The 26,511-nt window shown below is 68.5% G+C and carries 18 protein-coding genes; 9 read left to right on the top strand and 9 right to left on the bottom strand.

Annotated elements, in window-relative coordinates; all coding sequences use genetic code 11:
- Positions 1-132: 132 nt before the first annotated feature.
- From H7F49_RS07900 to H7F49_RS07890, 3 genes are all read left to right on the top strand, one after another.
- Positions 133-1,710, top strand: a complete 1,578-nt coding sequence (locus H7F49_RS07900; protein ID WP_185683039.1) for an amidohydrolase — start codon at positions 133-135, stop codon at positions 1,708-1,710.
- Between the two features lie 91 nt (positions 1,711-1,801).
- Positions 1,802-3,346: a S10 family peptidase gene (locus H7F49_RS07895; RefSeq protein ID WP_185683038.1), complete on the top strand. Its 1,545-nt coding sequence runs from the start codon at positions 1,802-1,804 to the stop codon at positions 3,344-3,346.
- Positions 3,347-3,539: 193 nt separating this feature from the next.
- The gene (locus H7F49_RS07890) at positions 3,540-5,186 is read left to right on the top strand and encodes a family 43 glycosylhydrolase (protein ID WP_185683037.1); all 1,647 of its coding nucleotides are present in this window, start codon (positions 3,540-3,542) and stop codon (positions 5,184-5,186) included.
- A 64-nt stretch (positions 5,187-5,250) separates the two neighbouring features.
- On the opposite strand, the gene H7F49_RS07885 is transcribed toward H7F49_RS07890, so the two are convergent.
- The 4 genes from H7F49_RS07885 to H7F49_RS07870 form a co-directional block, all read right to left on the bottom strand.
- A complete protein-coding gene (locus tag H7F49_RS07885) occupies positions 5,251-6,510 on the bottom strand; it encodes a M24 family metallopeptidase (RefSeq protein WP_185683036.1) in 1,260 nt (419 codons plus the stop codon).
- Between the two features lie 75 nt (positions 6,511-6,585).
- On the bottom strand, positions 6,586-7,857 hold the full coding sequence (locus H7F49_RS07880) for a Xaa-Pro dipeptidase (protein ID WP_235982019.1): 1,272 nt from the start codon (positions 7,855-7,857) through the stop codon (positions 6,586-6,588).
- Positions 7,858-7,956: 99 nt separating this feature from the next.
- Positions 7,957-11,553, bottom strand: a complete 3,597-nt coding sequence (locus tag H7F49_RS07875; RefSeq protein ID WP_235982008.1) for an ABC transporter permease/M1 family aminopeptidase — start codon at positions 11,551-11,553, stop codon at positions 7,957-7,959.
- Positions 11,554-11,569: 16 nt separating this feature from the next.
- A complete protein-coding gene (locus H7F49_RS07870; RefSeq protein WP_185683035.1) occupies positions 11,570-12,460 on the bottom strand; it encodes an ABC transporter ATP-binding protein in 891 nt (296 codons plus the stop codon).
- A 334-nt stretch (positions 12,461-12,794) separates the two neighbouring features.
- Here H7F49_RS07870 and H7F49_RS07865 point away from each other — a divergent pair, with 334 nt between their 5' ends.
- Both H7F49_RS07865 and H7F49_RS07860 read left to right on the top strand, forming a co-directional pair.
- Positions 12,795-13,904: an IS110 family RNA-guided transposase gene (locus tag H7F49_RS07865; RefSeq protein WP_185683034.1), complete on the top strand. Its 1,110-nt coding sequence runs from the start codon at positions 12,795-12,797 to the stop codon at positions 13,902-13,904.
- A 417-nt stretch (positions 13,905-14,321) separates the two neighbouring features.
- Positions 14,322-17,168 carry a M16 family metallopeptidase gene (locus tag H7F49_RS07860; protein WP_185683033.1) on the top strand — a complete coding sequence of 949 codons (2,847 nt, stop codon included), beginning with the start codon at positions 14,322-14,324 and terminating at the stop codon, positions 17,166-17,168.
- A 9-nt stretch (positions 17,169-17,177) separates the two neighbouring features.
- Here the strand turns inward: H7F49_RS07860 and madM are convergent, their stop codons facing one another.
- On the bottom strand, positions 17,178-17,951 hold the full coding sequence (madM, locus tag H7F49_RS07855) for a malonate transporter subunit MadM (protein ID WP_328806599.1): 774 nt from the start codon (positions 17,949-17,951) through the stop codon (positions 17,178-17,180).
- Positions 17,944-18,309, bottom strand: a complete 366-nt coding sequence (gene madL / locus H7F49_RS07850; RefSeq protein WP_185683031.1) for a malonate transporter subunit MadL — start codon at positions 18,307-18,309, stop codon at positions 17,944-17,946. Before madL ends, madM begins: the two co-directional genes overlap by 8 nt.
- Positions 18,310-18,566: 257 nt before the next feature.
- Here madL and H7F49_RS07845 point away from each other — a divergent pair, with 257 nt between their 5' ends.
- Positions 18,567-20,090, top strand: a complete 1,524-nt coding sequence (locus tag H7F49_RS07845; RefSeq protein WP_235982007.1) for a malonate--CoA ligase — start codon at positions 18,567-18,569, stop codon at positions 20,088-20,090.
- Positions 20,091-20,144: 54 nt separating this feature from the next.
- On the opposite strand, the gene H7F49_RS07840 is transcribed toward H7F49_RS07845, so the two are convergent.
- Together H7F49_RS07840 and H7F49_RS07835 are read right to left on the bottom strand one after the other, a co-directional pair.
- Complete coding sequence (locus H7F49_RS07840; protein WP_185683030.1) at positions 20,145-21,107, bottom strand: sugar phosphate isomerase/epimerase family protein; 963 nt, start codon at positions 21,105-21,107, stop codon at positions 20,145-20,147.
- Positions 21,107-22,339, bottom strand: coding sequence for an MFS transporter (locus H7F49_RS07835; RefSeq protein ID WP_235982006.1), 1,233 nt, complete (start codon positions 22,337-22,339; stop codon positions 21,107-21,109). The genes H7F49_RS07840 and H7F49_RS07835 overlap by 1 nt, the downstream gene beginning before the upstream one ends.
- A gap of 156 nt (positions 22,340-22,495) precedes the next feature.
- Between H7F49_RS07835 and H7F49_RS07830 the strand changes: the two genes are divergently transcribed.
- From H7F49_RS07830 to H7F49_RS07820, 3 genes are read left to right on the top strand one after another with little or no spacing between them, the layout of a single operon-like run.
- On the top strand, positions 22,496-23,035 hold the full coding sequence (locus tag H7F49_RS07830) for a gluconate 2-dehydrogenase subunit 3 family protein (protein WP_185683029.1): 540 nt from the start codon (positions 22,496-22,498) through the stop codon (positions 23,033-23,035).
- Between the two features lie 50 nt (positions 23,036-23,085).
- Positions 23,086-24,771 (top strand): GMC oxidoreductase, encoded by a 1,686-nt coding sequence (locus H7F49_RS07825; protein ID WP_185683028.1) that lies wholly within the window; start codon positions 23,086-23,088, stop codon positions 24,769-24,771.
- A gap of 20 nt (positions 24,772-24,791) precedes the next feature.
- The gene (locus tag H7F49_RS07820) at positions 24,792-25,802 is read left to right on the top strand and encodes a LacI family DNA-binding transcriptional regulator (RefSeq protein WP_185683027.1); all 1,011 of its coding nucleotides are present in this window, start codon (positions 24,792-24,794) and stop codon (positions 25,800-25,802) included.
- A 30-nt stretch (positions 25,803-25,832) separates the two neighbouring features.
- On the opposite strand, the gene H7F49_RS07815 is transcribed toward H7F49_RS07820, so the two are convergent.
- On the bottom strand, positions 25,833-26,297 hold the full coding sequence (locus H7F49_RS07815) for an Lrp/AsnC family transcriptional regulator (protein WP_185683026.1): 465 nt from the start codon (positions 26,295-26,297) through the stop codon (positions 25,833-25,835).
- Positions 26,298-26,511 lie beyond the last annotated feature (214 nt).

The raw sequence follows: 26,511 nt of genomic DNA, 5'->3' as shown, positions 1-26,511 counted from the left end.
TATGCTATATAACATAATCAAGATCAAGCCGTGCGTGGTCTTGCAGAAAGACCGGCGGTCCGGGGGGATGGCCATTCGGCGATTGCCTGGCGCCATGCAGCCGATATTCTCCCCCGCGAGGGAGATTTCGTCATGCGCATTCCGGTTGCCGCCACCATCCTGGCCCTGTCCGCCGCCGCCGCCGGACATGCCGAGGCGCCGCCGGCCGTCAAGGCCGATGCCACCACTGCGGTCGAGGCGCGCGCCGGTGAGCTCGCCACGATGATCGATCAGGTCTTCAGCTACGCCGAGCCGGGATTCCAGGAGGTGAGGACCAGCGCCTACCTGGCCGGCATGCTTGAGAAGAACGGCTTCAAGGTCGTGCGCGGGGTGGCCGGGGTGCCGACCGCCTTCACCGCGACCTGGGGCGAGGGCGGGCCGCTGATCGCCCTCGGCAGCGATATCGACGCGCTCCTCGGCCTGTCGCAGACCCCCGGCGTGGCCCAGGCGAAACCGATGGTGGCCGGAGCGCCCGGTCATGGCGAGGGCCACAACAGCGGCCTGCCGATGATGATCGTCGCTGCGATCAGCGCCAAGGAGGTCATGCAGAAGAACGGCATCAAGGGCCGCATCATGGTCTGGCCCGGCGTGGCCGAGGAGCTGATCGGGACCAAGGCCTACTACGTGCGGGCCGGCCTGTTCGATGGCGTCGATGCCAGCCTGTTCGCCCATGTCGGATCGGATCTCGACACCGCCTGGGGCCCGCTCAAGAACACCGCGGCGCTCAGCGTGGAGTACACCTTCACCGGGCGCACCGCCCATGCCGCCGCGAACCCCTGGGACGGCAAGAGCGCGCTCGACGCGGTCGAGCTGATGGACGCCGGCTGGAACTTCAAGCGCGAGCATCTGCCGGTCACCCAGCGCAGCCACTATGTGATCACCAACGGCGGCAACCAGCCCAACATCGTCCCCGGGCAGGCCAGCGTCTGGTACTACTTCCGCGACACCGGCCTGCCGGCGGTCAAGGCCATGTACGACAGCGCCAATCGCATCGCCGAGGGGGCCGCCCTGATGACCGACACCAGCGTCACCCGTCGGGTGCTCGGTCACGCCGCTTCCAACTATGGCAACCGCCCGATCGCCGAGGCGGCCTTTGCCAACATGCAGGCAGTGGGCCTGCCGCAGTGGACCGAGACCGATCGGGCCTTTGCCCGGGCGGTGCAGGACGGTTTCGGGCGCGATGCAAAGCCGATGCGGACCGATGGCCCGCACCTCTGGTCACCGGACCGCCCGGACCCCGACGCGACGAGCGGATCGGATGATATCGGCGACATCATGTGGACGGTTCCGACCATCACGATCCGCTATCCCTCGAACATTCCGGGACTGTCCGCGCACAATGTGATGGCGGCCGCGGCCATGGCCACGCCCATTGCCCACAAGGGTGCGCTGGCCGGGGCGAAGGTGGCCGCGCTGACCGTGCTCGATCTGATGACCACCCCCGATCTGGTCGCCCGGGCCAAGGCCTGGCAGCAGGAGGTCCAGTTCAAGACCGAGCGCTACCAGCCGCTGCTCGGCCCCGATGACACGCCGGCCATCCACCTCAACGCCGACCTCATGACCAGGATGCGCCCGGCGATGGAACCCTTCATCTTCGATCCCCGCAAGCACCGGTCCTACCTGCAGCAGCTCGGCATAGCCTACGGCAGCCCCGCCAAGACCGCGCCCTGAACCGGCCAGGGCCTGTCCGCCGCCGATTGCACGCGGTGGGCGGCCCGGGTATCGATCCGCCCTACGCATCCCCCCAGCAGAGAGCTTCCTCATGCGCTTCGCATCGCTTGCCTCCATTGCCACGCTGCTCGCCCTTGCCGCCCCCCTGCCGGCCTGGTCGCAGACCCCGGCGAAGGCCGAGCAAAAGGCGGGCGATGGCAAGGGGGACAACGGCAAGGGCGACAAGGTTCCCGCCGGGGAAGCGCCCGCGCCCAACCGCGTCGTCGCCAAGCGCAGCGGCGTGTTCGGCGGCGTGCGCATGAACTACACCGCGATCGTCGGCGAGACGTTCCTTAAGGACAAGGCCGGCAAGCCCACCGCGGCAATCTTCTCCACCACCTATCTGAAGGACAGTCCCGAGCCGAACCGGCCGGTGTTCTTCCTGTTCAACGGAGGTCCCGGATCGGGCAGCCTGTGGCTGCACATGGGCGCCTTCGGGCCCAAGCGGGTCAACCTCCCCGACGCCAAGGACGATGGCGCACCGCCCTACGACATCACCGACAACCCGGAATCGCTGCTCGACGTGGCCGACCTGGTGTTCATCGATCCGGTCGGCACGGGCTGGAGCTATGCCCTCGGCGATACCGACCCCAAGACCTTCTGGGGCGTGAAGTCCGACGCGGAATCCATTGCCCAGTTCATTCGTCTCTGGCTGAACGAGCACAACCGCTGGAACGCCCCCAAGTTCCTTGGCGGCGAATCCTACGGGACGACCCGCTCGGCCGCCGTCGCGGCAGAGCTCACCCGCGATTACAACGACGTCGCCCTCAACGGCGTGGTGCTGATCTCCACCATCCTCGATTTCGGGCTCGAGGCCGAGGACGAGGGCAACGAATTGCAGCACATGGGCACGTTGCCCAGCTATGCCGCCGCGGCCTGGTATCACAACAAGCTCAACCCGCGCCCGGCGACCGTCGAGGCGGCCGTCGCCGAAGCCCGGGTCTTCGCCACCGGGCCCTATGTGGCCGCCCTGCTCAAGGGCAACAGCCTGTCCGCCGACGAGCGCGCGGCGGTCCGTGCCCGCATGGCGCAGTTGACCGGCCTGTCGGAGGCCTTCCTCGACCGCGCCAACCTGCGCGTCACGCCCGGCCGGTTCTACAAGGAACTGCTGCGCGACCGCGGCCTGACCATCGGTCGGCTCGATGCCCGCTACACCGGCACCGACTATGACAACGCGGGTGAGGAGCCCGACAACGATCCCAGCTTCTACGGCATCGACGCCAGCTATCCGGCTGCGGTCAACGCCTACCTGCGAGGAGACCTGGGCTACAAGACCGACCGCAGCTATGTCTCGATCGGCCCGGTCGGGCCGTGGGACTGGCGGCTCGGCAATGGGCGCGACGCCTATGTCAACGTGGCCCCCGGGCTGGCACGCAGCCTGCGCGAGAACAGCCGGACCAAGGTCTGGGTCGGGCAGGGCTGGTACGATTTCGCCACCCCCTTCACCTTCGCCGAATATGCGATGAACCGCCCGGGCTGGCCCAAGGACCGGGTGGAGTTCCACTATTACGACGCCGGACACATGATGTACGTCCACGACGCCGACCGGAAGAAGCTCTCCGCCGATCTGCGCGACTTCATCCGGCGGCAGAAGTAGAGGCCCCGCCCCGGCCAAGTCGGCCGGCAATAGGACGCCGACGGCGAGGCTGCCGGGCATCAGTCGGGCTGAGCTGCTGTACCGCCTTGCAGCCGCGCGGGCGCGTGGGACGATCCGGCGACCCGGATTCGCGCTTGATTCCCCTGTTTCCGCCCTATAGTAGAATTGCTATTCTAATAATCCGAGAGTCTGCATGGAATCCCGTCGCAACGCGATCAAGCTGGGCCTGACCGCGCCTCTGGCAGTCTCCGCGTCGATCGGGCGGGCGGCGTCAGGCCCTGGGGTGCCCGGCGTCCAGGCCCCAGCCGCGACCCCGGCGCCAGCCGAGCCGGCCTGGCCTCGCGGGATCGAGGGCCAGCGCAAGGCGGACCTTGGCGATGGCCGCTATCTCAATCCGGTGCTGGCCGGGGACTATGCCGATCCGAGCGTCCTCAAGGACGGCGACGATTACTACATGACCCATTCGTCGTTCGATTCGGCGCCCGGCCTGCTGATCTGGCATTCTCGTGATCTGGTGAACTGGCGCCCGATCGGATCGGCCCTGCCCAGGCCGCTGGGAACCGTGTTCGCGGTGGATATCGCCAAGCACGGGGATCGCTACTTCATCTACATTCCCTTCATGCGGGCGCCGTGGTCGCCACCACTGGCCAGCTTCGCCAACATCTATGTGATCCATGCCCCGTCGATGGCCGGGCCGTGGAGCGCGCCGATCGACCTGAAGATCGGCGGGCTGATCGATCCGGGCCACGTGGTTGGCGAGGACGGGCACCGCTACCTGTTCTTCAACGACGGCAAGCGGGTCCGGTTGACGCCCGACGGACTGGCCACCGCCGGACCGGTCGAGACCGTCTACGAGGCCTGGCGCTATCCCGATGACTGGATCACCGAGGCCTGGTCACCCGAGGGCCCCAAGCTGTTCCGGCGCGGCGATTACTTCTACCTGGTCAACGCCGTCGGGGGTACCTCCGGCCCGGCGACCGGGCACATGGTCGTGGCGGCGCGATCGCGCTCCATTCATGGCCCGTGGCAGACCTGCCCGCACAATCCCATCGTGCGGGCCCGGTCCGATCAGGACCTGTGGTGGTCGCGCGGCCACGCCACCTGCGTCGAAGGGGCCGACGGCCGCTGGTTCATGGTCTATCATGGCTATGAGCGCGGCTATCACTCGCTCGGTCGGCAGACGCTGCTCGAACCCATCGAGTGGGACGACGACGGCTGGTTCCGCGCCACCGGCGGCGACCTCTCGCAACCCCTGGCGAAGCCGCCCGGAACACCCGTTCCCCACGGCATGCCCCATTCCGATCCCTTCCGGCAGGAGGCGCTCGGTCGGCTGTGGACGCTTTACGCCAGCGCCCCCCAAGACGCCTCGCGGGTGACGGTGGCGGATGGCATCCTCAGTCTGACGGCCAAGGGAGACAGCCCGGCCAATTGTTCGCCCTTGACCCAACTGGTGGGCGATCGGGCATACGAGGTGCAGGTCGAAGTGGAACTGGTCGGCGCGACGCAGGGCGGGCTCCTGCTGTTCTTCGACGACCGGCTGTTCCTCGGCATGGGCATCGACGGGCAGCGGATGATCACCTATCGCGGCGGCAAAGCGGCCTACTGGCAAGAGCCCGCGCCGGCCACGCGCCGCCTGTTCCTGCGGATTACCAACGATCGGCAGATCGTGACCTTCCATTACAGCACCGACGGGCAAGCCTGGACGCGCCACGCGGTCCGCGCTTACGTGGCCGGCTACAATGCGAACACGATCGACGATCTGCTGAGCCTGCGGCCGGCCCTGTTCGCCGCGGGATCGGGGAAGGTCCTGTTCCGCGACTTCCGCTACCGGGCGCTCTAGACACCGTTTCCGCAAAACCGAAACGGCCTGGTACCGACCCGCTCGCCCGGGCCCCTGCGAGGTCTCAGACCGGTTGGTCGAGCGAGGCTGCGGGTTGCGACAGCCAGCGCGGTCCCTCGGCCGTCATGTGGAAGCAATCCTCCAGGCGGACCCCGAACTTCCCCGGCAGATAGAGCCCGGGCTCGTTCGAGAAGCACATGCCCGGGGCCAGGCGGGTGGTTTCGTTGCCGACCAGGTTGACCGGTTCGTGGCCGTCCAGCCCGATCCCGTGGCCGGTGCGGTGCGACAGGCCGGGGAGCCGGTAACGCGGACCGAAGCCCGCGCTTTCGTAGAAGCGGCGCACCGCGCGGTCGACGCTGCCCGCCTCCGCCCCGGGGCGGGCTGCGGCAAAGGCGATGCGCTGGCCCTCGCGCACCGTGTTCCAGACCGCGGTGACCTCTGCAGGGGCCTTGCCGAGCACGAAGGTGCGCGAGATGTCCGACTGATAGTCCTCGACCGTGCAGCCGCAGTCCATCAGGATCGCCTCGCCGTCGCGCACCACCTGCGGCTGGCCCGAGCCATGGGGATAGGCCGAAGCCTCGCCCAGCAGGGCCATGGAGAACTGGGGAACGCCGCCCAGCCTGAGCGTTGCGGCATTCATCAGGGCCCCGATCGTGCCCGGTGTCATGCCCGGGCGAAGTCGCGGCCAGAGCCAGCGATAGGCCGCCATCGTCACGTCGGCCGCCTTCTGCATCAGGGCGATCTCGGCCGGAGACTTGATCATCCGGCAGCGGCGCACGACCGGATCGGCCGATACCACGCTCAGTGCAGGCAGGCGGGCCGCGAGCCCCTGGCTGACGAAGAACCGGACGGTCTCCTCGACCCCCAGCCGGCCGCGCTGGACCCCGCGCTGCCGCATCGCGTCGGCGACCAGGGCGATCGGGTCCTCGTCCTCCTGCCAGACCCGCACATCGGCCGGAACCATCAGCGTCTCGCGCACCGAAGGCTCTTCGAAGAAGGGGGTGACGACCAGCACCTCGCCATCGCGGAACAGGACCGCCGCGGTCAGGCGTTCGCTGCGCCGCCACTTGATGCCGGTGAAATAGGCGAGGCTCGCGCCCGGCTCGATCAGGATCGCGTCGATTCCCGCCTCGCCCATCAGGGTGCGCGCCCGGGCGATCCGCTCGGCCCGTTCCCGTGGCGAGATCGGCACGACGTCACCGGTGATCCGGGTCAGATCATCGGCTTCGGACTGCGCGGCCAGCCGGCCGGGCAAGAGCGCACCCGCCGCCAGGAGGCCGCTGGCGCCCAGCAGGGTTCGTCGCGAGGTGGCGGGCAGGTCCATAATCACGGGATCGCCGGAAACGGCCAGGCGCGCAATGGCCTTGTGCGCCGGGCGGGTGCCGGGGCGGGCCGACCCTCAGGAGCCCTTGGCCACCTTCCCGCCCTTCATCACGAAGCGCACCTGCTGCAAGGTCGTGACATCCTTGAGCGGATCGCCGTCGACCGCGATCAGATCGGCATAACGGCCCGGCGCGATCGCGCCCACATCCGCGGTGCGGCCCAGCGCCTCGGCGGCGTTGCGGGTGGCGGCCTGGATCGCTTCCAGCGGGGTCATCCCCCACTGGGTCATGGTGACAAACTGCCGGGCGTTGTCGCCATTGGGATAGACCCCGCCATCGCTGCCGAACACCATCTTGACGCCCGCGGCATGGGCGGCGCGGAAGGTTTCGCGCTGCTTGCGCCCGATCATCCGTTCCTTCTCGAGGCTCTCGGCGAAGACGCCGTTCTTGGCCCCTTCGGCCAGGATGTAATCATCGTTGTAGATGTCCATCGAGAACCAGGCCCCGCGTTCCTTGGCCAGGCTGAAGCTGGTGGCGTCGGCCAGGCTGGCGTGCTCGATCGTATCGACCCCGGCGCGCAGCGCGGCGTTGATCCCGGCCGTCCCGTGGGCATGGGCGGCAACCTTCATGCCGAGCATGTGCGCCTCGTCCGTGATGGCCTTGACCTCGTCATCGGTCAGTTGCTGCCCGCCGACCGAGTCTGTCTTCGAGAAGACCCCGCCGGTCATGCAGATCTTGATCACCTCCGCCCCGTACTTGCGATTGCGCCGCACCAGCGCGCGGAATTCGTCGGGCGAATTGGCGATCTGCGGGCTTGGCACCGGGATGCTGGGCGGAAACTCGGTGCTGTCGCAATGGCCGCCGGTCGCGCCGAGGGCATAGGTGGCGGGGACGATGCGCGGGCCGGGGACATAGCCCCGCTCGATGCCCTGCTTCAACGCGACGTCGTTGTAGTTGTCGGTGCCGACATTGCGCACGGTCGTGAAGCCCGCCGCCAGGGTCTTCGCGGCGTTGGCCACGCCGACCACGGTCCAGAAGTTGTCGGTGAACTCCAGCCCGCGATAGCCGCTGAACGTGGGATCGGAGGTCAGGTGGACGTGCATGTCGATCAGCCCGGGAAGCAGGGTGCGCTCGCCCAGATCGATGGTCCGGGCATCCGCGGGCACGGCATCGCCGCGCCGGCCGACGCTGACGATCCGCTCACCGTCGACCACCACCTGCACATTGTCGATCACCCGCCCGGCCAGGACGTCGACCATGTGCGCGGCCCGAATGACCACGGGCTCGGCCTGGGCCGAGACTGGCAGGGCAAGGACCAGAACGGCGGCGAGGGCGGTGCGGGTGCGCAGGGTCAAGGGATCATCCGGCTGGTTGGGACTTGATGGGATGGAGAAGGGGTACTCCTCCGGGCGCCGGCTTGTCCACTGCCAACGGCGGCCGCCGCCCGGTCAGTTCACCGCCACCAGATTGTCGTCCGCATCGCGATCGATGTAGAAATTGTAGGGGTCGACCCCGGCGAACAACGGCTTCCCGGCGGTCCGCAGTTCGATGGTCTGCACCCCGTTGCGGATCGGTTGGCGGGCCATCGCCAGCACCTTGGCCTTGTCGAAGGCTCCGCTGCCGGGGCGGGCGGTGAACAGGCCGACCTCGATGGTCTCGGCCAGGTTGACCGGTGTTTCCCGGCCCTTGCCATCGGCCGTGAACTTGGCGGCATCGATCGTGATGCGGGTCACCCACTGTCCGTTCGCGGCGGGGCGGGTCGTGGCCGAACGGGCCTTGAGATCGTAGATCGTGATCCGCTGGAACAGATCGGTGATCAGCGCCTGCTGCTCGGGGGTCCGCGCCTCCTTGCGCAGTTCGGCGACGAGATCGAGCGAGCGGGGATAGGGCGCGCCCTTGAAGCGGTAGGTTCCGACCAGTCGCGCCAGCGCGCGATTGACCGCGTCCTCGCCCAGACGCTGCTGGAGCAGGTACATCGCCAGCGCACCCTTGCGGTAATGGATGTGCTGCTGGTTCTCGACCCGATCGAGCGGCTGTTCGGCCAGGACATCGGTCTTGCGGGCCGCCAGGTAACGGTCCAGCTCGTACTTCAGGAACCGGCGGATCTTGTCGCGCCCCTCCAGCCGCTGCATGACCATCAGCGCGCTGTACTGGGCGAGCGTTTCCGACAGCAGCGTCGCCCCCTGCATGTCGGCGCCCACCACCTGGTGGGCCCAGTACTGGTGGGCGATTTCGTGGGCGGTGACATAGGTCACGTAGTCGATCTTCTCGGGATCGCGCACGTCGGCGGCGAAGCCGATGTCTTCGGAATAGGGGATCGTCCCGGCAAAGGCCTGGGCGAAGCTGGCGTAGCCGGGGAACTCGATGATCCGGGCATAGCCGAACTGATAGGGCCCGAAATTCGCGGTGTAGTAGGCCAACGAGGCCTTCATCGCCTTGAGCATGCCCGGGACGTTCCAGGCGTGCCGCGGATCATGATAGACCGAGAGCCGCACGGGGCCGAAGCGGTCCTCGGCCAGGGCATAGCGGGCCGACTGGACCGAGAAGAAGTTCAGGATCGGGGCCGGGCTGGTGAACACCGCGGTGCGGCGGCCATCGCGGACCACGTCGGACACCTTGTCGCCCGGGGCGATCGGCACCTGATCGGCGGAGGTGCTGATGGTGATGCGGGAATTGACCCAGTCGGCATGGATGTAATTCTCGCCTTGGGCGCTCGTGTCCTCCAGCCGGGCCGGGTGCAGTTCGTCGGGCAGGCCCTGCCGCCGCCGCTTGGTGCGGTCCTGCAGCAGGCCGTTCCGGTCCATGCCAATGATCGGCGCGAAGGCCAGGTTGTTGACGAAGGTGCCGTTGGCGACAAGGTCGGTAGCCGCCTGATCGTTGGCAAACCCGCGGTGCCAGATGCGCGACGCGAAATCGAGCCGGGTCATGGCTCCCGGCGCCAGCGGAATGGTGAAGCGGTAAATGCGGTAGCCGTTGTCCCGGTCGTCGCTGGCCAGGGTTGCCCCGCTGACGTCCAGCCGGGTGAAGCGCGCGGCCTCGTCGCCCTGCCGGACGTGCAGTTCCGTGATCGGCACGCCGCTGTCGTTGCGCAGCAGGTAGTGGCCCGAGGCGTCCATCCGCCGCTCATCGGGATAGATCGCGATGGTGAAGTCCACGTCGGTCACCACGGGGCGCGGCAGCCGCTCGTATTTCAGGTACTTTCGCTCATAGGCCGCGGTGCGCGCCTCGCGCGCGTCGGAGGTCTCGTAGCGGTTGAGCCCGTGGGTGTTGTGATGGATCACCAGCCCGGTGCCGATCATCCCGGCGATCGCGGCCAGCGCCGTTGCCCCCGACACGGCCGTGGCCCGTCCGCTCATGCCCTTCAGCCGCGGCCGGACCGCCACCACGGTTCCGCGCGGCCAGGCCCAGTGGGCCAGGACCAGCAGCACCACGGCTGCGCACAGCCAGTAGGCCAGGGTGATCCAACCGCCGATCCAGAAGCTGCCCATCCCGTTCATGTCGCTCAGCGGATCGGGCGGACTGGCGCCATAGGTGTAGAGCAGGTCGCGATAGCCCAGGTTCGACAGGAACACCCGGGTCACGAACCACACCAGCATCAGCGCCCAGCCGACATACTTGTTGGGGCTGAGCACCTGCAGGAACACCGCCAGCACCGCGATCAGCAGCAGGTGGGCGCTCTGCGGCAGCACATAGGCCGCCAGGTACATGCCCAGATCGATGCTCCGGGCTCCGTGGGCGAGCTGGAACAGCACGCCCGTCAGCATGCCGGCCAGCGCCATCAGCACCAGCACCGTCGTGATGGCCAGGATCTTGGGGATCAGCATCGCCCAGCCGGCCACCGGTGCGGCATCGACGATCTCGTTGATCTTCACGTCGCGCTCGCGCCAGACCAGCTCGCCGCCATAGAACACGGCCACGATCAGCGTGAACAGGCCGGAGCTTTGGATCACCGTGGTCACCACACTGGCGGTGAGCGGGTACGACGGAGTGCCGTATAGCGTCTCGGCGAAGATCAGGTTGAACGCGGTAAAGACCACCGCGATCAGCAGCAGGACGATCAGGCCCGGACTGCGCAGCACCTGCAGCGTCTCGGTCTTGAGCCTGGCCCGGAACGTCCCCATCGCGTGAGCCGGGCCGAAGCTGCGGCGGGCCGGCCGGGTGAGCGATCGCGGCGGCACCCGTGCGGCCGCGGCGCCGCGGCGGGCCTGACGGGCCAGACGCCGTTGCCGCCAGCGCGACGGGGCCCGTTCGGTCATGCTGAAGCGCGCCCAGGCGATCCCCAGGAACAGCGCGCTCCAGGCCAGGCTGATCAGGCGGTTGATCAGCAGGTTGCCTTCCAGCGGGATGAGCCGCGTGTTCATGTCGGCGGCGGTCCAGTACCGTGTCGCCTCGCTGATCGCCCCCATGGCCATGGGTTCGAACCGGGCACCGGCGGTTTGGTACTGCGGCTCGCTCCCCACGACCGAGGCCACGGTGAGGTAGCCCATCACGAGGATGAGCACGCCGATGTAGCTGGCCAGCATCGATCGGGTCAGCGTGGCCAGGCTGAACAGCAGCGCCGATGACAGGATCAGGTTGGGGATGGCGATGACCAGGAAGGGCCAGAGGTAAGTCGCCAGGCCGCCCGGGCCGACCGTCTCCGGATCGACCCAGGGCATGGCCGCCCCGACGGCGATGCCCAGCGGCACGGCGGCATAGCCGAGCACGGCTATGCCCAAGCCGCCCACGAAGCGTCCGGCGAGGAAGCTCGAGCGGCCGACCGGGGTGGCCCGGATCATCGGCCCGAACCCGGTGACATCATCGCGCACCACCGCGTTCGCCACGAAGGACGTGATTACGAACAGGTAGAACAGCGAAAGGATGCCCAGGGCGATGGTGACGGCGAACGGCGAATTCTCATGCACCGACGGCGGCACGCCAACACTGACATTGCTGCTCGCCGAAAGGCCGAAGCCGAGCAGGAAGAAGATCGCGACCGACACCCAGAACACCGGGTTGCGGAGCTGGTAGCGGATCTCGAAGGCGGCGATCGACGCGGACAGCATGGCCTGCCTCTCCCACTTAAGCGGCGGCTTCGGCGGGGGCCCGGCGCGCTTCGGCCAGGGTGGTGAAGTACACGTCCTCGAGCCCGCCGGACACCGGTGTGAACCCCTCCGGCTGGCTGTCGGACAGCACGTGCACCACGATCTCCCCGGCGAAGAAGCGGTAAGAGATGACCTCGTGGCTGGCCTGCATCTCGGCCAGTTGCTGATGCGGCACGGTGCGGCGCCAGACCCGTCCCGCGATCGACCCGATCAGATCGTGCGGTGCGCCTTCGAGCTGGACGCGGCCGCCGGCAAGGACCGCCATGCGCGGGCACAGGTCGGCCACGTCGTCGACCAGGTGAGTCGACAGGATCACCACCACGGACTCGCTGATCCCCGCGAGGAGGTTGAGGAAGCGGTTGCGCTCCTCGGGATCGAGCCCCGCGGTCGGTTCGTCGACGATGATCAGTTCGGGATCCCCGATCAGCGCCTGGGCAATGCCGAAGCGCTGGCGCATGCCGCCGGAAAATCCGGCGATCGCCTTGCCGCGCACCGCCCACAGGTTGGTCTGGTTCAGCAGGTGCTCGACCGCATCCCGCCGCTCCCCGGCATGGTGGATACCCTTCAGCACGGCCATGTGATCGAGCATCTGGTAAGCCGAGACGCGGGGATAGACCCCGAAGTCCTGGGGCAGGTAGCCCAGGGTGCGCCGCAGCCGGTCCGGTTCGGCCAGGACATCGATTTCGCCGAAGCGGATGCGGCCTGTCGTCGGGGCCTGCAGCGTGGCGATCGTGCGCATCAGGGTCGACTTCCCGGCGCCATTGGGACCAAGCAGCCCGAACATGCCCCGCGGGATGGTCAGGTTCACATCGTCCAGCGCCCGGGTGCCGTTGGCATAGACATGGCTGACGCCCTTCACCTCCAGCATCAAGTTCCCTTTCCGCAGCATCGTGATCCAGGGGCAGCATAGTTGCTTGCGCGCTGGCGTGAAGCGGCATTTCGCCGTTCCGAACAAGCCGTTGAGTTCAAAGGGCGGGATCATGTGCCGGGCCAGCCGTGGGGCGCGGCGGCGGGCGCGGGCCGCCGAATCCGGGCGCTGGCCGATGCCGGTGCGCGGCCTCCGGCGCGATTGTTGCTGGCCGCCTCCAGATTATCTAAGACCGTATGTCCGCCTCGGCATGTGAGGTGGCTCGCCCTACACTGCGTGATCCGAGGGTTGCTCGGAACTGGCCGAGCCGATCCTCATCGTAGGAGGACGAGCCGTGGGCCATCATACAGATGTATTCGTCGGAATCGACGTTGCGAAGTCGCGCAATGCGATCGCGATTGCTGATCACGAGCGTGGTGGAGAGGTCCGGTATTTTGGGGAGGTCGATGCATCCCCCGACACAATGCGACGGGTGGTGCAGCGGATTGCCGACAAGCACGGACGCGCCCATTTCTGTTATGAAGCAGGGCCGACAGGTTACGGCCTCCACCGCCTGATCACGTCCATGGGTCATCCGTGCGATGTCGTCGCGCCCTCGTTGATCCCAAGGAAGCCTGGCGACCGAGTGAAGACCAACCGTCGTGACGCGGTCGGCCTGGCCAAGCTTCTCCGTGCGGGCGAATTGACGCCTGTATGGGTTCCTGACGAAGGTCACGAAGCCATGCGCGATCTGGTTCGTGCGAGAGCCGCGGCTGTCGAGGCCCAGAGGGTCCATCGGCAACAAGTGAGTGCCTTCATGCTGAAACATGGGCGCATTTTCCCGCGCAAGAAGAGCTGGTCGATGCGCTACTTGCGGTGGCTGCAAGAACAGCGCTTTGAGCATCCTGCCCATCAGATTGCGCTGCAGGAGCTTGTCGATGCGGTGCGGATATCCAAGGAACGGGTCGATCGGATCGAGGCGGCAATCGAGCAGTTCCTGCCAACCTGGTCACTGGCTCCGGTCGTCCGAGCTCTACAGGCATTGCGTGGGGTGGATCTCATCGTCGCCGTTACATTCGCAACTGAGATCGGGGATGTGCGTCGCTTCGATAGTCCCCGTCAGCTGATGGGCTATCTTGGTCTGGTGCCAAGTGAGCGTTCGACCGGTGACTCCGTCCGGCGCGGCGGCATTACGAAGGCCGGCAATAGCCGCGTGCGTCACATGCTGGTGGAAAGCGCCTGGACCTACCGCCACCCACCTCGCGTGGGCGCAAAGAAGCTCTATCGGCTTGAGCAAACCACTCCAAAGGTTCGCGAGATCGCATGGAAGGCGCAGAGCAGGCTTACGGCCCGCTACAGAACCCTGAGCGCGAACGGGAAGAAGACCACCGTCGTGTGCGCCGCCATCGCTCGAGAACTTACCGGCTTCATGTGGGCAGTTGCTCGGGAGGTGCAGCCCGCCTGAGGCTAACGCTCACTCCCGCTCACAGGCGGGGGTGGGGCCACGGCAGGGGAACATCCGTCAGACGCTTTGTGGCCGGCATTGCCGACGCCCGCTGTAAGATCGGATCAGCCCCGGACGCATAATCGGGAATGCGGTAGCCAACCCGCGTATCAGAGCTTGATCACCGACGTCTCTCAGGCCCCACCTCCACCTGTGCGCGGATACAACCGTGCCGCTTGCCCCAGCGGAATGATGCCGCACGCCTGAAGTGTTGACAGCGGACATCAGAGCATTGTCTCGGGTCCATCAGCGGCCGAACATGACAGGTGCGGTTAACCATCGCCTCTGTCTTGGTCGGATGTTCGGGAGGACGCGCTCGATGACGATCGCGATGGTTGTGCTTGCCTGGCGAGCAGGACAGACAGGAGAGAAAACCCAATGAAACTGCGCCACACCGTCAGCCTGATCGCGCTCACCCTGCTCTCTGCCTCGCTGGTGGCGCCCCCCGCCTTTGCCCAGGACGCGCCGCTCAAGCAGAAGGGGCGCTGGGCGCAGGAGTACAACGGCCGCAAGCCCGATCCGGCGGTGACCTTCGGCACCCTGCCCAACGGCCTGCGCTATGCCATCCTGCGCAACACCACGCCCAGCGATGGGGTGGCGATGCGGCTGCGGATCGGGTCGGGATCGATTGAGGAGACCGACGAGCAGCAGGGCCTGGCCCATTTCCTCGAACACATGGCCTTCCGCGGCAGCCGCAATGTCGCCGATGGCGAGGTGGTGAAGATGCTGGAGCGGCAGGGCCTGCGCTTCGGTCCGGACACCAACGCCTTCACCGCGCAGGACCAGACGGTCTACATGTTCAACTTCCCCAAGGCGGACGATGCCGCGCTCGACACCGGCCTGTCGCTGTTCCGCGAGATCGGCGAGCGGCTAACCCTGGATGCCGCCGCGCTCGAGGCGGAAAAGGGCGTGATCCTGTCGGAGGAGCGGGCCCGCGACGTGCCGGTCTACCGCATGACCAAGGCCAACCTCGGCAATGTCCTGGCCGGGACGCGCGCCGCGCGGCGCTGGCCGATCGGCACGGTCGAGACGATCAAGGCGGCCACGCCGGAGCGCATGCGGGACTACTACAGGCGCTATTACCGCCCCGACAACGCGACCCTGATCGTGGTCGGCAACATCGATCCGGCCAGGGTCGAGGCCCGGATCAAGGCCGGCTTCGCCGACTGGAAGGCCAGCGGACCGGCCACCCCGGTCGAACCCGGCACGCCGTCGCCGGCGCAGCCGGCCATCGAGTTCGTGGCGGCGGGCGCGCCCGATGTGCTGACCCTGAGCTGGGTGCGGCCGGTCGATCGCCGGGCCGATACGGTCGCGGTGGTGCGGGAACAGGCGCTGCAGCAGGTCGGCCTGGTGGTGCTCAACAACCGCATCGCCGATCGCGCCGCCAAGCCGGGCAGCCCGTTCGTCGGAGGCGGCGCCGCGACCGTTCCGGACCTGATCGATACGGCTGCGCTGACCCAGGTCGGCATCGCGGCCGCGCCCGACAAGTGGAGCGAGGCGCTGGCCGCGGTGATCGAGGAGCAGCGCCAGATCGTATCGGGACCGATCGCGCCGGAAGAGCTGCAGCGTGCTGTGGCCCAAGTCATGACCGGGCTCAAGGCCAAGGCCGAGGGCGCCTCGACCCGCAAGCATGAGGACCTGGCCAATGCCCTGGTCAAGGCGGTCGACCAGGACGAGCTGTTCACGCACCCGCAGCAGGACCTGGCCCTGGCCGAGACGGTCCTGGCCGGACTGACCCCGGCCGAGGTGTCGCAGGCGGTCAAGGCGGCCTTTGCCGGCCAGGGCCCTGTGCTGTTCCGCTCGGCCCAGGCGGGCGGCGCCGGCGTTCCCGCGCTGCAGGCGCAACTGGCCGCGGCCTATGCCCGCCCCCTGGCCCTGCGCGCGGCCGAGGTCGCCGTGGTCTGGCTCTATGACAGCTTCGGCGCGGCCGGGACCGTGACCGCCCAGACCCGCGACGCCGATCTGGGCACGACCCTCGTCACCTTTGCCAACGGCACCCGGCTCACGGTCAAGCAGACGCCCTTCGAGAAGGATCGCATCCGCATCAAGGTCTCGCTCGGCCAGGGCCGCGCCGGAGTCCCGGCACCGCTGGTCCATGCGCTGTGGGCGGCCGAGCTTGCGCCGCTGGGCGGGACCGGCAAGCTCGGGCTGCCGGACATCCAGCGGTGGGGCCAGTCCGGCGGCAAGTTCGTCGGCGCCACGCTGGAGAGCGACAGCCTGGCCTTCCACCTGAATGGCGTGACCCGTCCCGCCGACCTGTCGAGCGAGATGCAACTGCTGGCCGCCTTCGCCCGCGATCCGGGCTTCCGGCCCGAACTGGGCGAGAAGCTGGGGGCGATCGCCCCGATGATCGCGGGCCAGGTCGAGGCCAATCCCGGTGCGGTGTTCCAGCGGGAGCGCGATCGCCTGTTCGGCGGCGGCGATGGCCGCTTCGGCGAGGTGGTCAGCGCGGCCGACCTGTCGGCTACCCGCCCGGCCGATCTCCCCGCGCTGCTGGGGCCAGCCCTGGCCGGAGCCGCCGATCTCACCATCGTCGGGGATATCGACGTGCCGACCGCGGTGGCCGCTGTGCAGGCCACCTTCGGGGCTGGAGCCGCACGGCCCCGTCCCGCCGCGCCGCAGGTCCGCCTGACCATGCCGACGGGACGGACAGAGCCCTACACGGTGACTCACGCCGGGCGCGCCGACCAGGCGATCTATGGCGCCTTCTGGTCGCTGACCGATTACTTCGCTGATCCCCGGCAAAGCGATGTCGCCGATGTTGCGGCGGCGATCCTCGAGGCGCGGATGGTCGATACCGTGCGCGAGAAGCTGGGCATCACCTATTCCCCCCGGGCGCGCGCGCGGGCCTCGGTCCAGCTCCCCGGGCAGGGCTACATCGGCGTGTCGCTCGAGACGCCGCCCGCCAAGTTCGACACCTTCCGCACGCTGCTCGACCAGCAGTTGCAGGACCTGGCCGCCAAGCCGATCGGCCCCGACGAGCTCGCCCGCGCGGTCCAGCCGCTGATCCAGCGCGAGATCAAGCTGCGCGAGAGCAACGAATGGTGGGTGGAGAACCTGGCCACGATCTGGCGTGAGAGCCGCGCCAAGGCGGCGCTGGTCAGCAAGCCCGACCGTTTCGCGACGATCGCGGCGACCGAGGTCCAAGCCTTCGTGGCCAAACGCATGGCGAGTCAACAGCCAGTCGTGGTGATTGCGCGCGCGGCGGAGAAGGCGGGCCAGTGAACCGGCCGGCTAGACCAGCCGGCTCAGCGCCAGGAACAGGATGGAGGGGCAGAGCAGGCAGCCCAGCCCGGTGTGGAAGGTGGCGGTCAGCGCGCCGTAGGGAACCAGGCGCTGGTCGGTCGCGGCCAGTCCCCCGGCGACCCCGCTGACCGTGCCGGCCAGCCCGCCGAAGATCATCGCGCTGCGGGGATTGTCAAGCCCCATGGCCCGCGCGCAGACCGGGGTCATCACCATGACGAGCACGGCCTTGAGCACCCCCGTGGCGATGGACAGCGCCATCACGGGCGAGCTGGCGCCCAGCGCCGCTCCTGTCACCGGCCCGACGATGTAGGTGACCGCACCCGCGCCGAGCGTGGCGAGCGACACGGCGTCGCGGTAGCCGAAGCTCCAGGCCACGGCCACGCCGACAGCGAAGGGCAGCACCGTGCCCAGCAGCAGGGCGACGGCGCCAAGCAGGCCGGCCTTGCGCGCCTCGCCCACGTCAACCTCGAATGCGGTCGACACGATCGCGAAGTCGCGCAGCATCGATCCGCCCAGCAGGGCAAGGCCGGCGAAGGCGGGCAGGTCGGCCAGCCCCTTCTTGCCGCCGGTGACCACTCCGCCCCACCAGGCGAGGGCCAGCGCGGCCAGGATCGCGATCGCGCTGGCGTGGATCCGGCCCCGGAACAGCATGCGCGAGACCAGGGCGCTTGCCCCCATCAGCGCCCCGACCAGGGCGAAGGCAATCAGCAGCGACTGCTCGGCCAGCAGCTTGGCGGCCACGGACGCGAGGGCCTCAGTCACTCGCTGCGCCGCCCAGCCGCCCGAGCATACCGACCAGCGAGAAGCACAGGCCGACCGTGAGCACGGCCGCGATCGCCACCATCGGACCGCCATCGAGCGCGGCCAGGACGTTCTGCTGGGCGGCCATCGCCACCACGATCGGGATGTAGAGCGCGGCCCAGAACTCCACCCCCAGCCGCAGTTGCGGGGTCAGCCGGCCCGTCCGGGCCAGCCAGCTACGCGCGGCCATCAGCAGCATCATGGCCAGACCCACGCCCCCGACATTCGCCTTGACGTGCAGGGCCAGGCCCAGGGCCTCACCCAACGCCACGCCGATGATCGTGCAGAGCGCCAGCAGCGCCGTTCCGTAGATCGCCATGTTCCCCTCTCCTGCCGCGGTGTTCCGCCCGGGCGCATGCGGAGCCGCGCCCATGGGGGCCCGCATGCCCGCTTCCTTGCCGTCTCCGCGTAGCCTGTTGGCCACCATCCGGGGCCTGGCCGTCACTGGACGCCTTGCCCGCAAGGTTATAGCGGAGGGGTGATCTGGCATACCGCGCTGAACGGATCAATCCGGCAGGACCAGCCCTGCGCCCGCTGCGGTTTGCCGCCAACATGGCACGGATGCGAGTCGAAGGAATGCCGGTGTACCCTGACATGTTCAGCCTGTTCCAGCAGCGCGCCGCAGCGGCTCCGGATGCTCCCTTCCTCATCGGGCCGGACCTGTCCGTGCTGAGCTATGGCGCGGCCCTGGGCCGCACCGCGCAGCTCGCCAACCTGTTCGCGGCCCGCGGCGTGAAGCCGGGCGACCGGGTGGCGATCCAGGCGGAGAAGAGCCCCGATGCGCTCCTCGCCTATCTCGCCGCGCTGCGCCTCGGCGCCGTGTTCCTGCCGCTCAACACCGCCTATACCCCGGCCGAGATCCGCTTCTTCCTCGGCGACGCCCGGCCGGCCCTGTTCGTCCATCGCCCGGAGGACGAGCCGGCCATGATCGCGCTGTGCGACGAACTCGGCATCGCGGCGCGGCTGACGCTCGACGCGGCGGGGCAGGGCAGCCTGGCGCAACGGGCCGATGCGCAGCCGGTCGAGGCGCCGGTCGCCGCCCTGCCGGGCGATGCGCTCGCCGCGATCCTTTACACCTCGGGCACGACCGGGCGGTCCAAGGGCGCCATGCTCAGCCGCGACAATCTGGCCTCCAATGCGGTGACCCTGGTCGATTGCTGGCGCTTCACTTCGGCCGACGTGCTGCTGCACGCCCTGCCGATCTTCCACACCCATGGCCTGTTCGTGGCCACCAACGTCACGATCGCCGCGGGCAGCGCGATGATCTTCCTGCCGCGCTTCGACGCGGCCGAGCTGATCCGTCTGATGCCCCAGGCCAGCGTGCTGATGGGCGTGCCGACCTTCTACACCCGCCTGCTGGCCGAGCCGGCGTTCACGCGTGAGACCGCGGCGGCGATGCGGTTGTTCGTCTCGGGTTCGGCTCCGCTCTCGGCCGAGACGCACAAGGCCTTCGCCCGGCGGACCGGCCATGCCATTCTGGAGCGGTACGGCATGACCGAGACCAACATGAACACCTCGAACCCCTACGACGGGGACCGGGTGCCGGGCAGCGTCGGCTTTCCGTTGCCGGGGGTCGAGCTGCGCATCACCGATCCGGAGACCGGCGCGGCCGTGCCGGACGGCGCGGTCGGGATCATCGAGGTGCGCGGCCCCAACGTATTCCAGGGCTATTGGCAATTGCCCGACAAGACCGCCGAAGACCTGCGGCCGGACGGCTTCTTCATCACCGGCGACCTCGGCCAGGTCGATCCGCGGGGCTATGTGACGATCGTCGGCCGGGCCAAGGACCTGATCATCTGCGGCGGCTTCAACGTCTATCCCGCCGAAGTCGAAACCGTGATCGACGCGGTGCCCGGGATTGCCGAGAGCGCGGTGATCGGCGTGCCGCACCCCGACATGGGCGAAGGGGTGGTGGCGGTGGTCCAGGCGCGCGATCCCGCGCTGGACGAGGCGGCGGTCCTGGCCGCCCTGTCCGGCCAGCTCGCCCGGTTCAAGCAGCCGCGGCGGGTGATCTTCGTCCCCGAACTGCCCCGCAACACCATGGGCAAGGTGCAGAAGAAGCTGCTGCGCGAGACCTACGCGGATCTGTTCGCGGGTTAGCGCCCGCCCCCATGCGCACGCACAGGCGCCGTGCCATCATTCCGCCAAGGGCGGTCAGCCGACGAAGCGGGTGAGGAAATCGGCACTGAGCTGCATCGAGGCGAAGCGGTCCCGGGTGAACGGGGGCTCCTGCTCGACATAGTAGTGCTCCACCCCGGCGGCGACGCAGGCGGGCAGGATGGCCCGCCAGTTGAGCCGGCCCTGGCCGACTTCGGCGGGGTCCTGCTGCAGCGCGTAGTTGGTCGGGGTGCTGGCCTTGATGTCCTTGACGTGGACCATCCGCACGCGCCCCTTGAGCCGGCGCAGCTCGGCAACGACGTCCCGTCCGCCCGCGGCGGCCCAGCCCAGGTCCAGCTCGATGAAGACCAGGCGCGGGTCAAGCTCGCCCAGCAGGACGTCCCAACCGGTGGTCCCGCCCTGCGGGCGGAATTCCATGTTGTGGTTGTGGTAACCCAGGCCGATCCCGAAGGGCTTGAGCGCGGCGGCACGTTCGTTGAGCAGCGCGGCCAGCCGCTTCCACATGTCGAGCCCGCCAGCTTCGACCGCCGCGACGAAGGCCGCGCGGGGATCGCCGCCCGGGGCAAAGGACAAGCGGTCGGGCAGCAGCGGCATCGGCAGGACCGCCTGGGTCACGCCGAGCGCCCCCAGCGTGTCGGCCAGTTCCTGGGGGCTGCTCATCAGCGAGGGGCTGCCCGGCGGCGTCCGTGCGGGCAAGGCGAGATGGATCGAGCCGAACCGCACCCCCGCCGCATCGGCGTCGGCCCGCAGATCCTTCGCCGGGCGGCCGTAGAACCCGGGCAGCTCGAAATCGCGATAGCCCATGCCGGCCAGCCGGCGCAGTGTGCCGGGCAGGTTGGTGCGCGGCGCGTCGCCCAGGGCATAGAGCTGCACGCCCAGCGGCTTGCCGATCCGGCGCAGCAACGGGGTCCCCCGCGCCGCCAGGGCCGGAACGGCAGCGGCGGCTCCGGCCAGGGTCAGGCCTGCGAGCAGGCCGCGACGATCGAATGCAGGGCTCATCAGGCGTTCTCCGGTGTCGCCGGAACGGCGTTGGGGGGGCGGAAAGCAAGGGCCAGGATGATCGCCCCGGCTGCGGCGAGCCCGGCCGGGACCAGGAACAGCCGGTGGTAATCGACCTGGCCATCCGGCCCGGTCAGGCCGGCGGTCAGGGCCGGGAACAGCGCACTCGCCACCATGTTGCCGATCCCCAGGATCAGCAGGTTGAACAGGCCCTGGGCGCTCGAGCGGACGTCCTTGGGGAAGGCCTCGTCGACGAAGATGTACACGGTCGCGAAGAAGAAGGCGTAGCAGATGCCGTGCAGGAGCTGGACCGCGACGATCGCGGGGACGCTGTCGGCGAGGAAGGCGAAGGCCAGGAACCGGGCGGCGTGGCCGAGGATGCCGACGATCATCGTCACGCGCCAGCCCAGCCGGCCGAGCACCCAGCCGAGCACCAGCATGGTCACCACCTCGGCGATCTGACCGAGCGAGAGCACCACCATCGACAGGTTGCCCGCGATCCCGACCCGGTTGGTCAGAAAGGCGTCGGCCATCACGAAGTAGCCGTTGTGGACCACCGAATCGATGAAGGTCACCAGGAACAGCACCGCGACGAAGGGCTGGCGCAACAGACCCAACGCCCGTCGCCAGGCCAGGGCATCGATCCCGTCCCCCGCCGGGTTTGGCGGGGTGTGCGGCAGGGTGAGCGAAAAGGCCGCCAGCGCGAGCGCAATCGCCCCGGCGACGAGGAAGATCGCGCGCACGTCCTCCGGTCCGGAATGGGCGCCAAGGATGAAAACGAAGGGCCAGCTCGCCATGACCCAGCCGACCGTGCCCCCGGCGCGCACCCGGCCGAAGTCCTTGCCGTCGCTGAGGTTGGCGAAGGCGATCGTGTTGGTAACCGACAGGGTCGGTACATAGACCAGGCTGTAGACCAGGTAGCAGCCGAAGAAGGCGGGAAAGGTCGTCGCCCAGGCGGCGCCGAACAGGCACAGCCCGCCAACCAGATGGCTCACCGCCAGGAACCGTTCCGCAGCGAAGTTGCGGTCGGCGAACTGGTTGGAGAAGAAAATCCCGACCACCGACGCGATGCCCCAGCACGATCCGACCAGCGCCTGCTGGCCCGGGGTGAAGCCCAGCATGCCCATGTAGGGAAACAGCTTGGGCGCCCAGGCTCCCCAGATCGCCAACTGCAGCGCCATCATGACGAACAGGGCGATCGTGCGCGGCCGGCGCGCCTGCGATGTTGACAAGGGTGGCTCCTCTGCCCAGTATTTTTGAAAACGTTGCCAGAACCGGTCCCGACCGGTCAAGCCGCAAAAGCCGGCCGCAAAGGCCGGCCGCAAATGCCGGAGTGCTATCGGCTGGGTCAGGCTGGCACAGGTCAGGCCGGCAGAGGAGAAGGGCCGATGATGCCGCTGGATCGCCGTAGCCTGCTGGATGCCGTCGCGGTGCTGATCGGGGCGGCGGCCTTACCCGGCCCTGCGCTCGGCGCAGCGGCCGCCGCCGGGCCCTCCCTGTTCGATCGGACCACGCGGGACCTGGTCACGGCCGTGGCCGACACGCTGCTCCCCCGGACCGATACCCCGGGCGCGGTGGACGCGGGCGTTCCGCAAACCTTCGAGGCCCTGCTGCGCGACTGGGCCGGTCCGGCGCGCCGGGCCGGTTGCCTCGGTGTGCTGCGAGCGATCGACGCGCAGGCGACCAGCGAGACCGGGGCAGCCTTTGTCGGGCTCACACCGGCTCGGCGCAAGACGGTGCTGGCGGCCTATGACGCCGAGCGCCTAGGCCGCGATGCCGACTACACGATGACCAGGGACCTGCTGGTCGCGCTCTACTACCTGAGCGAGCCGGGGGCCACGCAGGAGCTGCGCTACGAGCATGCGCCGGGGGCGTGGGAGCCATCGATCCCGCTCACCGCCCAGACCCGCGCCTGGGCCGGAGCCTGACCGGGACGCCAGCACCATTCGGCCGGGCCAGGTCGATCAAGGAGACTGCCATGTTCGATGCGATCGTCATCGGCTCGGGGATGAGCGGCGGGATGGCCGCCAAGGAACTGTGCGAGCGCGGCCTGAAAACACTGGTGATCGAACGGGGCCGCAAGCTCGAGCACGGCGCCTCCTACACCGATGGGCTCCAGCCCTGGGAACTGCCCAACGCCGGCAGCATTCCGGAGGAGGAGCTGGCCCGCGACTATCCGATCCAGCGTCAGTGCTATGCGGTGAACAGCGCCACCCAGCAATACTGGGTGAAGGACAGCCAGCATCCCTATGACACGCCGGCGGACAAGCCGTTCAGCTGGATCCGCGGCTATCATCTGGGCGGGCGGTCGATCATGTGGGGCCGCCAGACCTATCGTCTGTCCGAGATGGATCTGACCGCGAACGCCCGGGACGGGCATGGCATCGACTGGCCGATCCGCTATGCCGACCTGGCTCCGTGGTACGACAAGGTGGAAAGCTTCATCGGGGTTTCGGGCGAAAACGAGGGCTTGCCGCAATTGCCCGACGGGCAGTTCCTCCCCGCCATGCCGATGACCGACGGCGAAAAGCTGTTCAAGGCCGCGGTCGAGCGGCAGTTTGCCGGGCGCAGGGTGATCATGGGGCGCTGCGCCCATCTCACCCAGGCGCAGCCCCAGCACACCGAGCTGGGCCGGGCGCCCTGCCAGTACCGTTCGCTGTGCGAGCGCGGCTGCTCCTACGGGGCCTATCACTCCAGCCTGTCGTCCTCGCTCCCGGCCGCCGAGCGCACCGGCAACCTGACGATCGTCACCGATGCCATCGCCCATTCGATCGTCACCGACCCGGCGACCGGCAAGGCCACCGGGGTGCGGGTGATCGACCAGCACACCCGGGCGGCGACAACCTACCAGGCGAAGGTGGTCTTCCTCTGCGCCTCGACCATCGGCACCGCCCAGATCCTGCTCCATTCCGCCTCGGCCGCGCACCCGCGCGGGCTGGCGAACGGATCGGACCAGGTCGGCCGCAACCTGATGGACCATGTCTATGGCCCGGCCGTCCAGGCGATCATGGATGGCCCGGAGACCTACCATCGGGGCCGCCGCCCGAACGGCATCTACATCCCGCGCTATCGCAACCTCGATGGCCAGACCGAGCCCTACCTGCGCGGCTACGGGTTCCAGGGCCGGGTCATGCGCCAGGGCTGGCGCGGGGTGGCCGCTGCCAAGCCGGCGGTCGGGGCCGAGCTGAAGGACCAGGTGCGCCACCCTGGCCCCTGGGTGGTCGGGCTCGCGGGCTTCGGCGAAATGCTGCCCAACCCGGACAACCGGGTGACCCTGCACCCCACCAAGACCGACCAATGGGGCCTGCCGCAACTGGTGATCGACTGCCACCACGGCGACAACGATCGCGAACTGGGCCGCCGCATGCTGGAGGACGCCAAGGCCATGGTGCTGGCGGCGGGCGGGCGCATCGTCCGCGAGATCGGGCGGCTCAACCCGCCGGGGCTCGGCATTCACGAGATGGGCACGGCCCGCATGGGCCATGATCCCCGGACCAGCGTGCTCAACCGGTTCAACCAGGCGCACGAGGTGCCCAACCTGTTCATCACCGACGGCGCCGCGATGGCCTCGAGCGGTTGCCAGAATCCGTCGCTGACCTATATGGCCATGTCGGCCCGCGCGGCTCACCACGCCGTCGAATTCCTGAAGGCCGGCGCCATCTGACCAAGGGTAAGCAGGCCGTCGTGACGACCATCCGGGATATCGCTCGCCACGCCGGGGTCTCGGTGACCACCGTGTCGCGCACCCTGCGCGAACCCGAGGCGGTCCGGCGGGACAAGCGTGACCGGGTCCATGCCGCAATCGCCGAACTGAGCTATGTGCCCAACGCGATCGCGCAGCAACTGCGCCGGCCGCGGGCCGAGGCGATCATCGTGATCGTGCCCGCGATCGACAACCCGTTCTTCTCGGGGATCATCCAGAGCATCGAGAACGTCGCGCATGAGCTGGGCTACCGTGTGCTCATCGGCGAAACCCAGGGCAGGCAGGAGCGGCTCGACCACTATGCCGACATGGTCACGGCGCGGCTCGCCGATGGGTTGATCCTGCTCGGCTCGCTGCTTCCCACGCCGGTCCGGTCCGCCTTCGAAGCCGGTCGCCCGGTACCCATCCCGCTGGTGCTGGCCTGCGAACGGTATGACGGGCTCGACTGTCCCAGCGTGACGATCGACAATGCCGCCGCCGCCGAGGCTGCTGCCGACCATCTGATCCGGACCGGCCGGCAGCGGATCGCGACGATCACCGGCCCGTTGGCCAACCCGCTGGCGATGGATCGCCTGGCCGGATTTCGCGCGGCCCTGCAGCGGGCGGGCATGACCGCCGACGAAGAGGCGGTCGTCGAGGGCAACTTCTCGGTCGAATCGGGGCATGAAGGCATGCAACGCCTGCTGAGCGGACCCCGGCGGCCCGACGCGGTGTTCTGCGCCAATGACGAGATGGCGATCGGGGCCATCCGCGCCGCGGTCACCGCCGGGCTGTCGGTGCCGGGCGAGCTGGCCGTGGTCGGCTTCGACGATCTGCGCTTCGGAGCCTTCGCCACGCCGCCGCTGACCACGATCCGCCAGCCCACCGCGGGCATCGGGGAAACCGCCATGCGGATGATGGATGCCGAGCTGCACCAGCGTGGTCTGTCCGAACGGCAGGTGGTGCTGCCCCATGAGCTGGTGGTGCGGGGATCGTCGGTGGTCGCGGCCTGATTGGCCGGAGCTCGCCTTGCTCCGAACCGTTCAGTCCTTGACCGTTTCCATCGCGACGAAGGTCGATGTCTGGGCGACATGGGGAAGGGCGCTGATCTTCTCGCCCAGCACCGACCGGTACTTCCTGATGTCGGAGGTCCGCACCTTGAGCAGATAGTCGAAGCTGCTCGCGATCATGTGGCACTCCTCGATTTCGGGGATCCGGTGAACCGCCGCATTGAATTCCTGCAGCGCCTGGTCGCGGGTGTCGGACAGTTTGACCTCGGTGAAGGCGATATGGTCCAGCCCGATCTTGGCCCCGTCGATCAGGGCGGTGAAGCCGCGGATCACGCCGCTGTCGACCAGACGCTTGAGCCGCACCTGGCAGGGGGTCTTGGAGAGGCCGACCTGCTCGGCCAGGGCGGTGACCGGCATGCGGCCGTCCCGCCTCAGCGCGGCAATGATCTTGCGATCGAAATCGTCGAGATCGACCGTGGCTGAGCTGCGATGGGGCAAGACGCATTCTCCTCGGGGCACCAGGCCGGAACCGGCACGGCGGTCCGTCGGCCGGGGATGGCATCGAATTGTGGTCAAGGCCAGACCCGGTCCCGTCCGGCACGATGGCTCCAGTGGCCGCCTGCCCCTGGGCCGGGACCGACCACCGGCCTTGCCAAAATGTGTATGAACCATTTAGTTCATGATATTGCCTTTGCGATCAAACGGCGTATGC

It is taken from the genome of Novosphingobium aerophilum (assembly GCF_014230305.1).
In the GTDB taxonomy this organism is placed as follows: Bacteria; Pseudomonadota; Alphaproteobacteria; order Sphingomonadales; family Sphingomonadaceae; genus Novosphingobium; species Novosphingobium aerophilum.
Note: the sequence above shows the minus strand (reverse complement) of the source record. Positions and strands in the feature narration are given on the sequence as shown.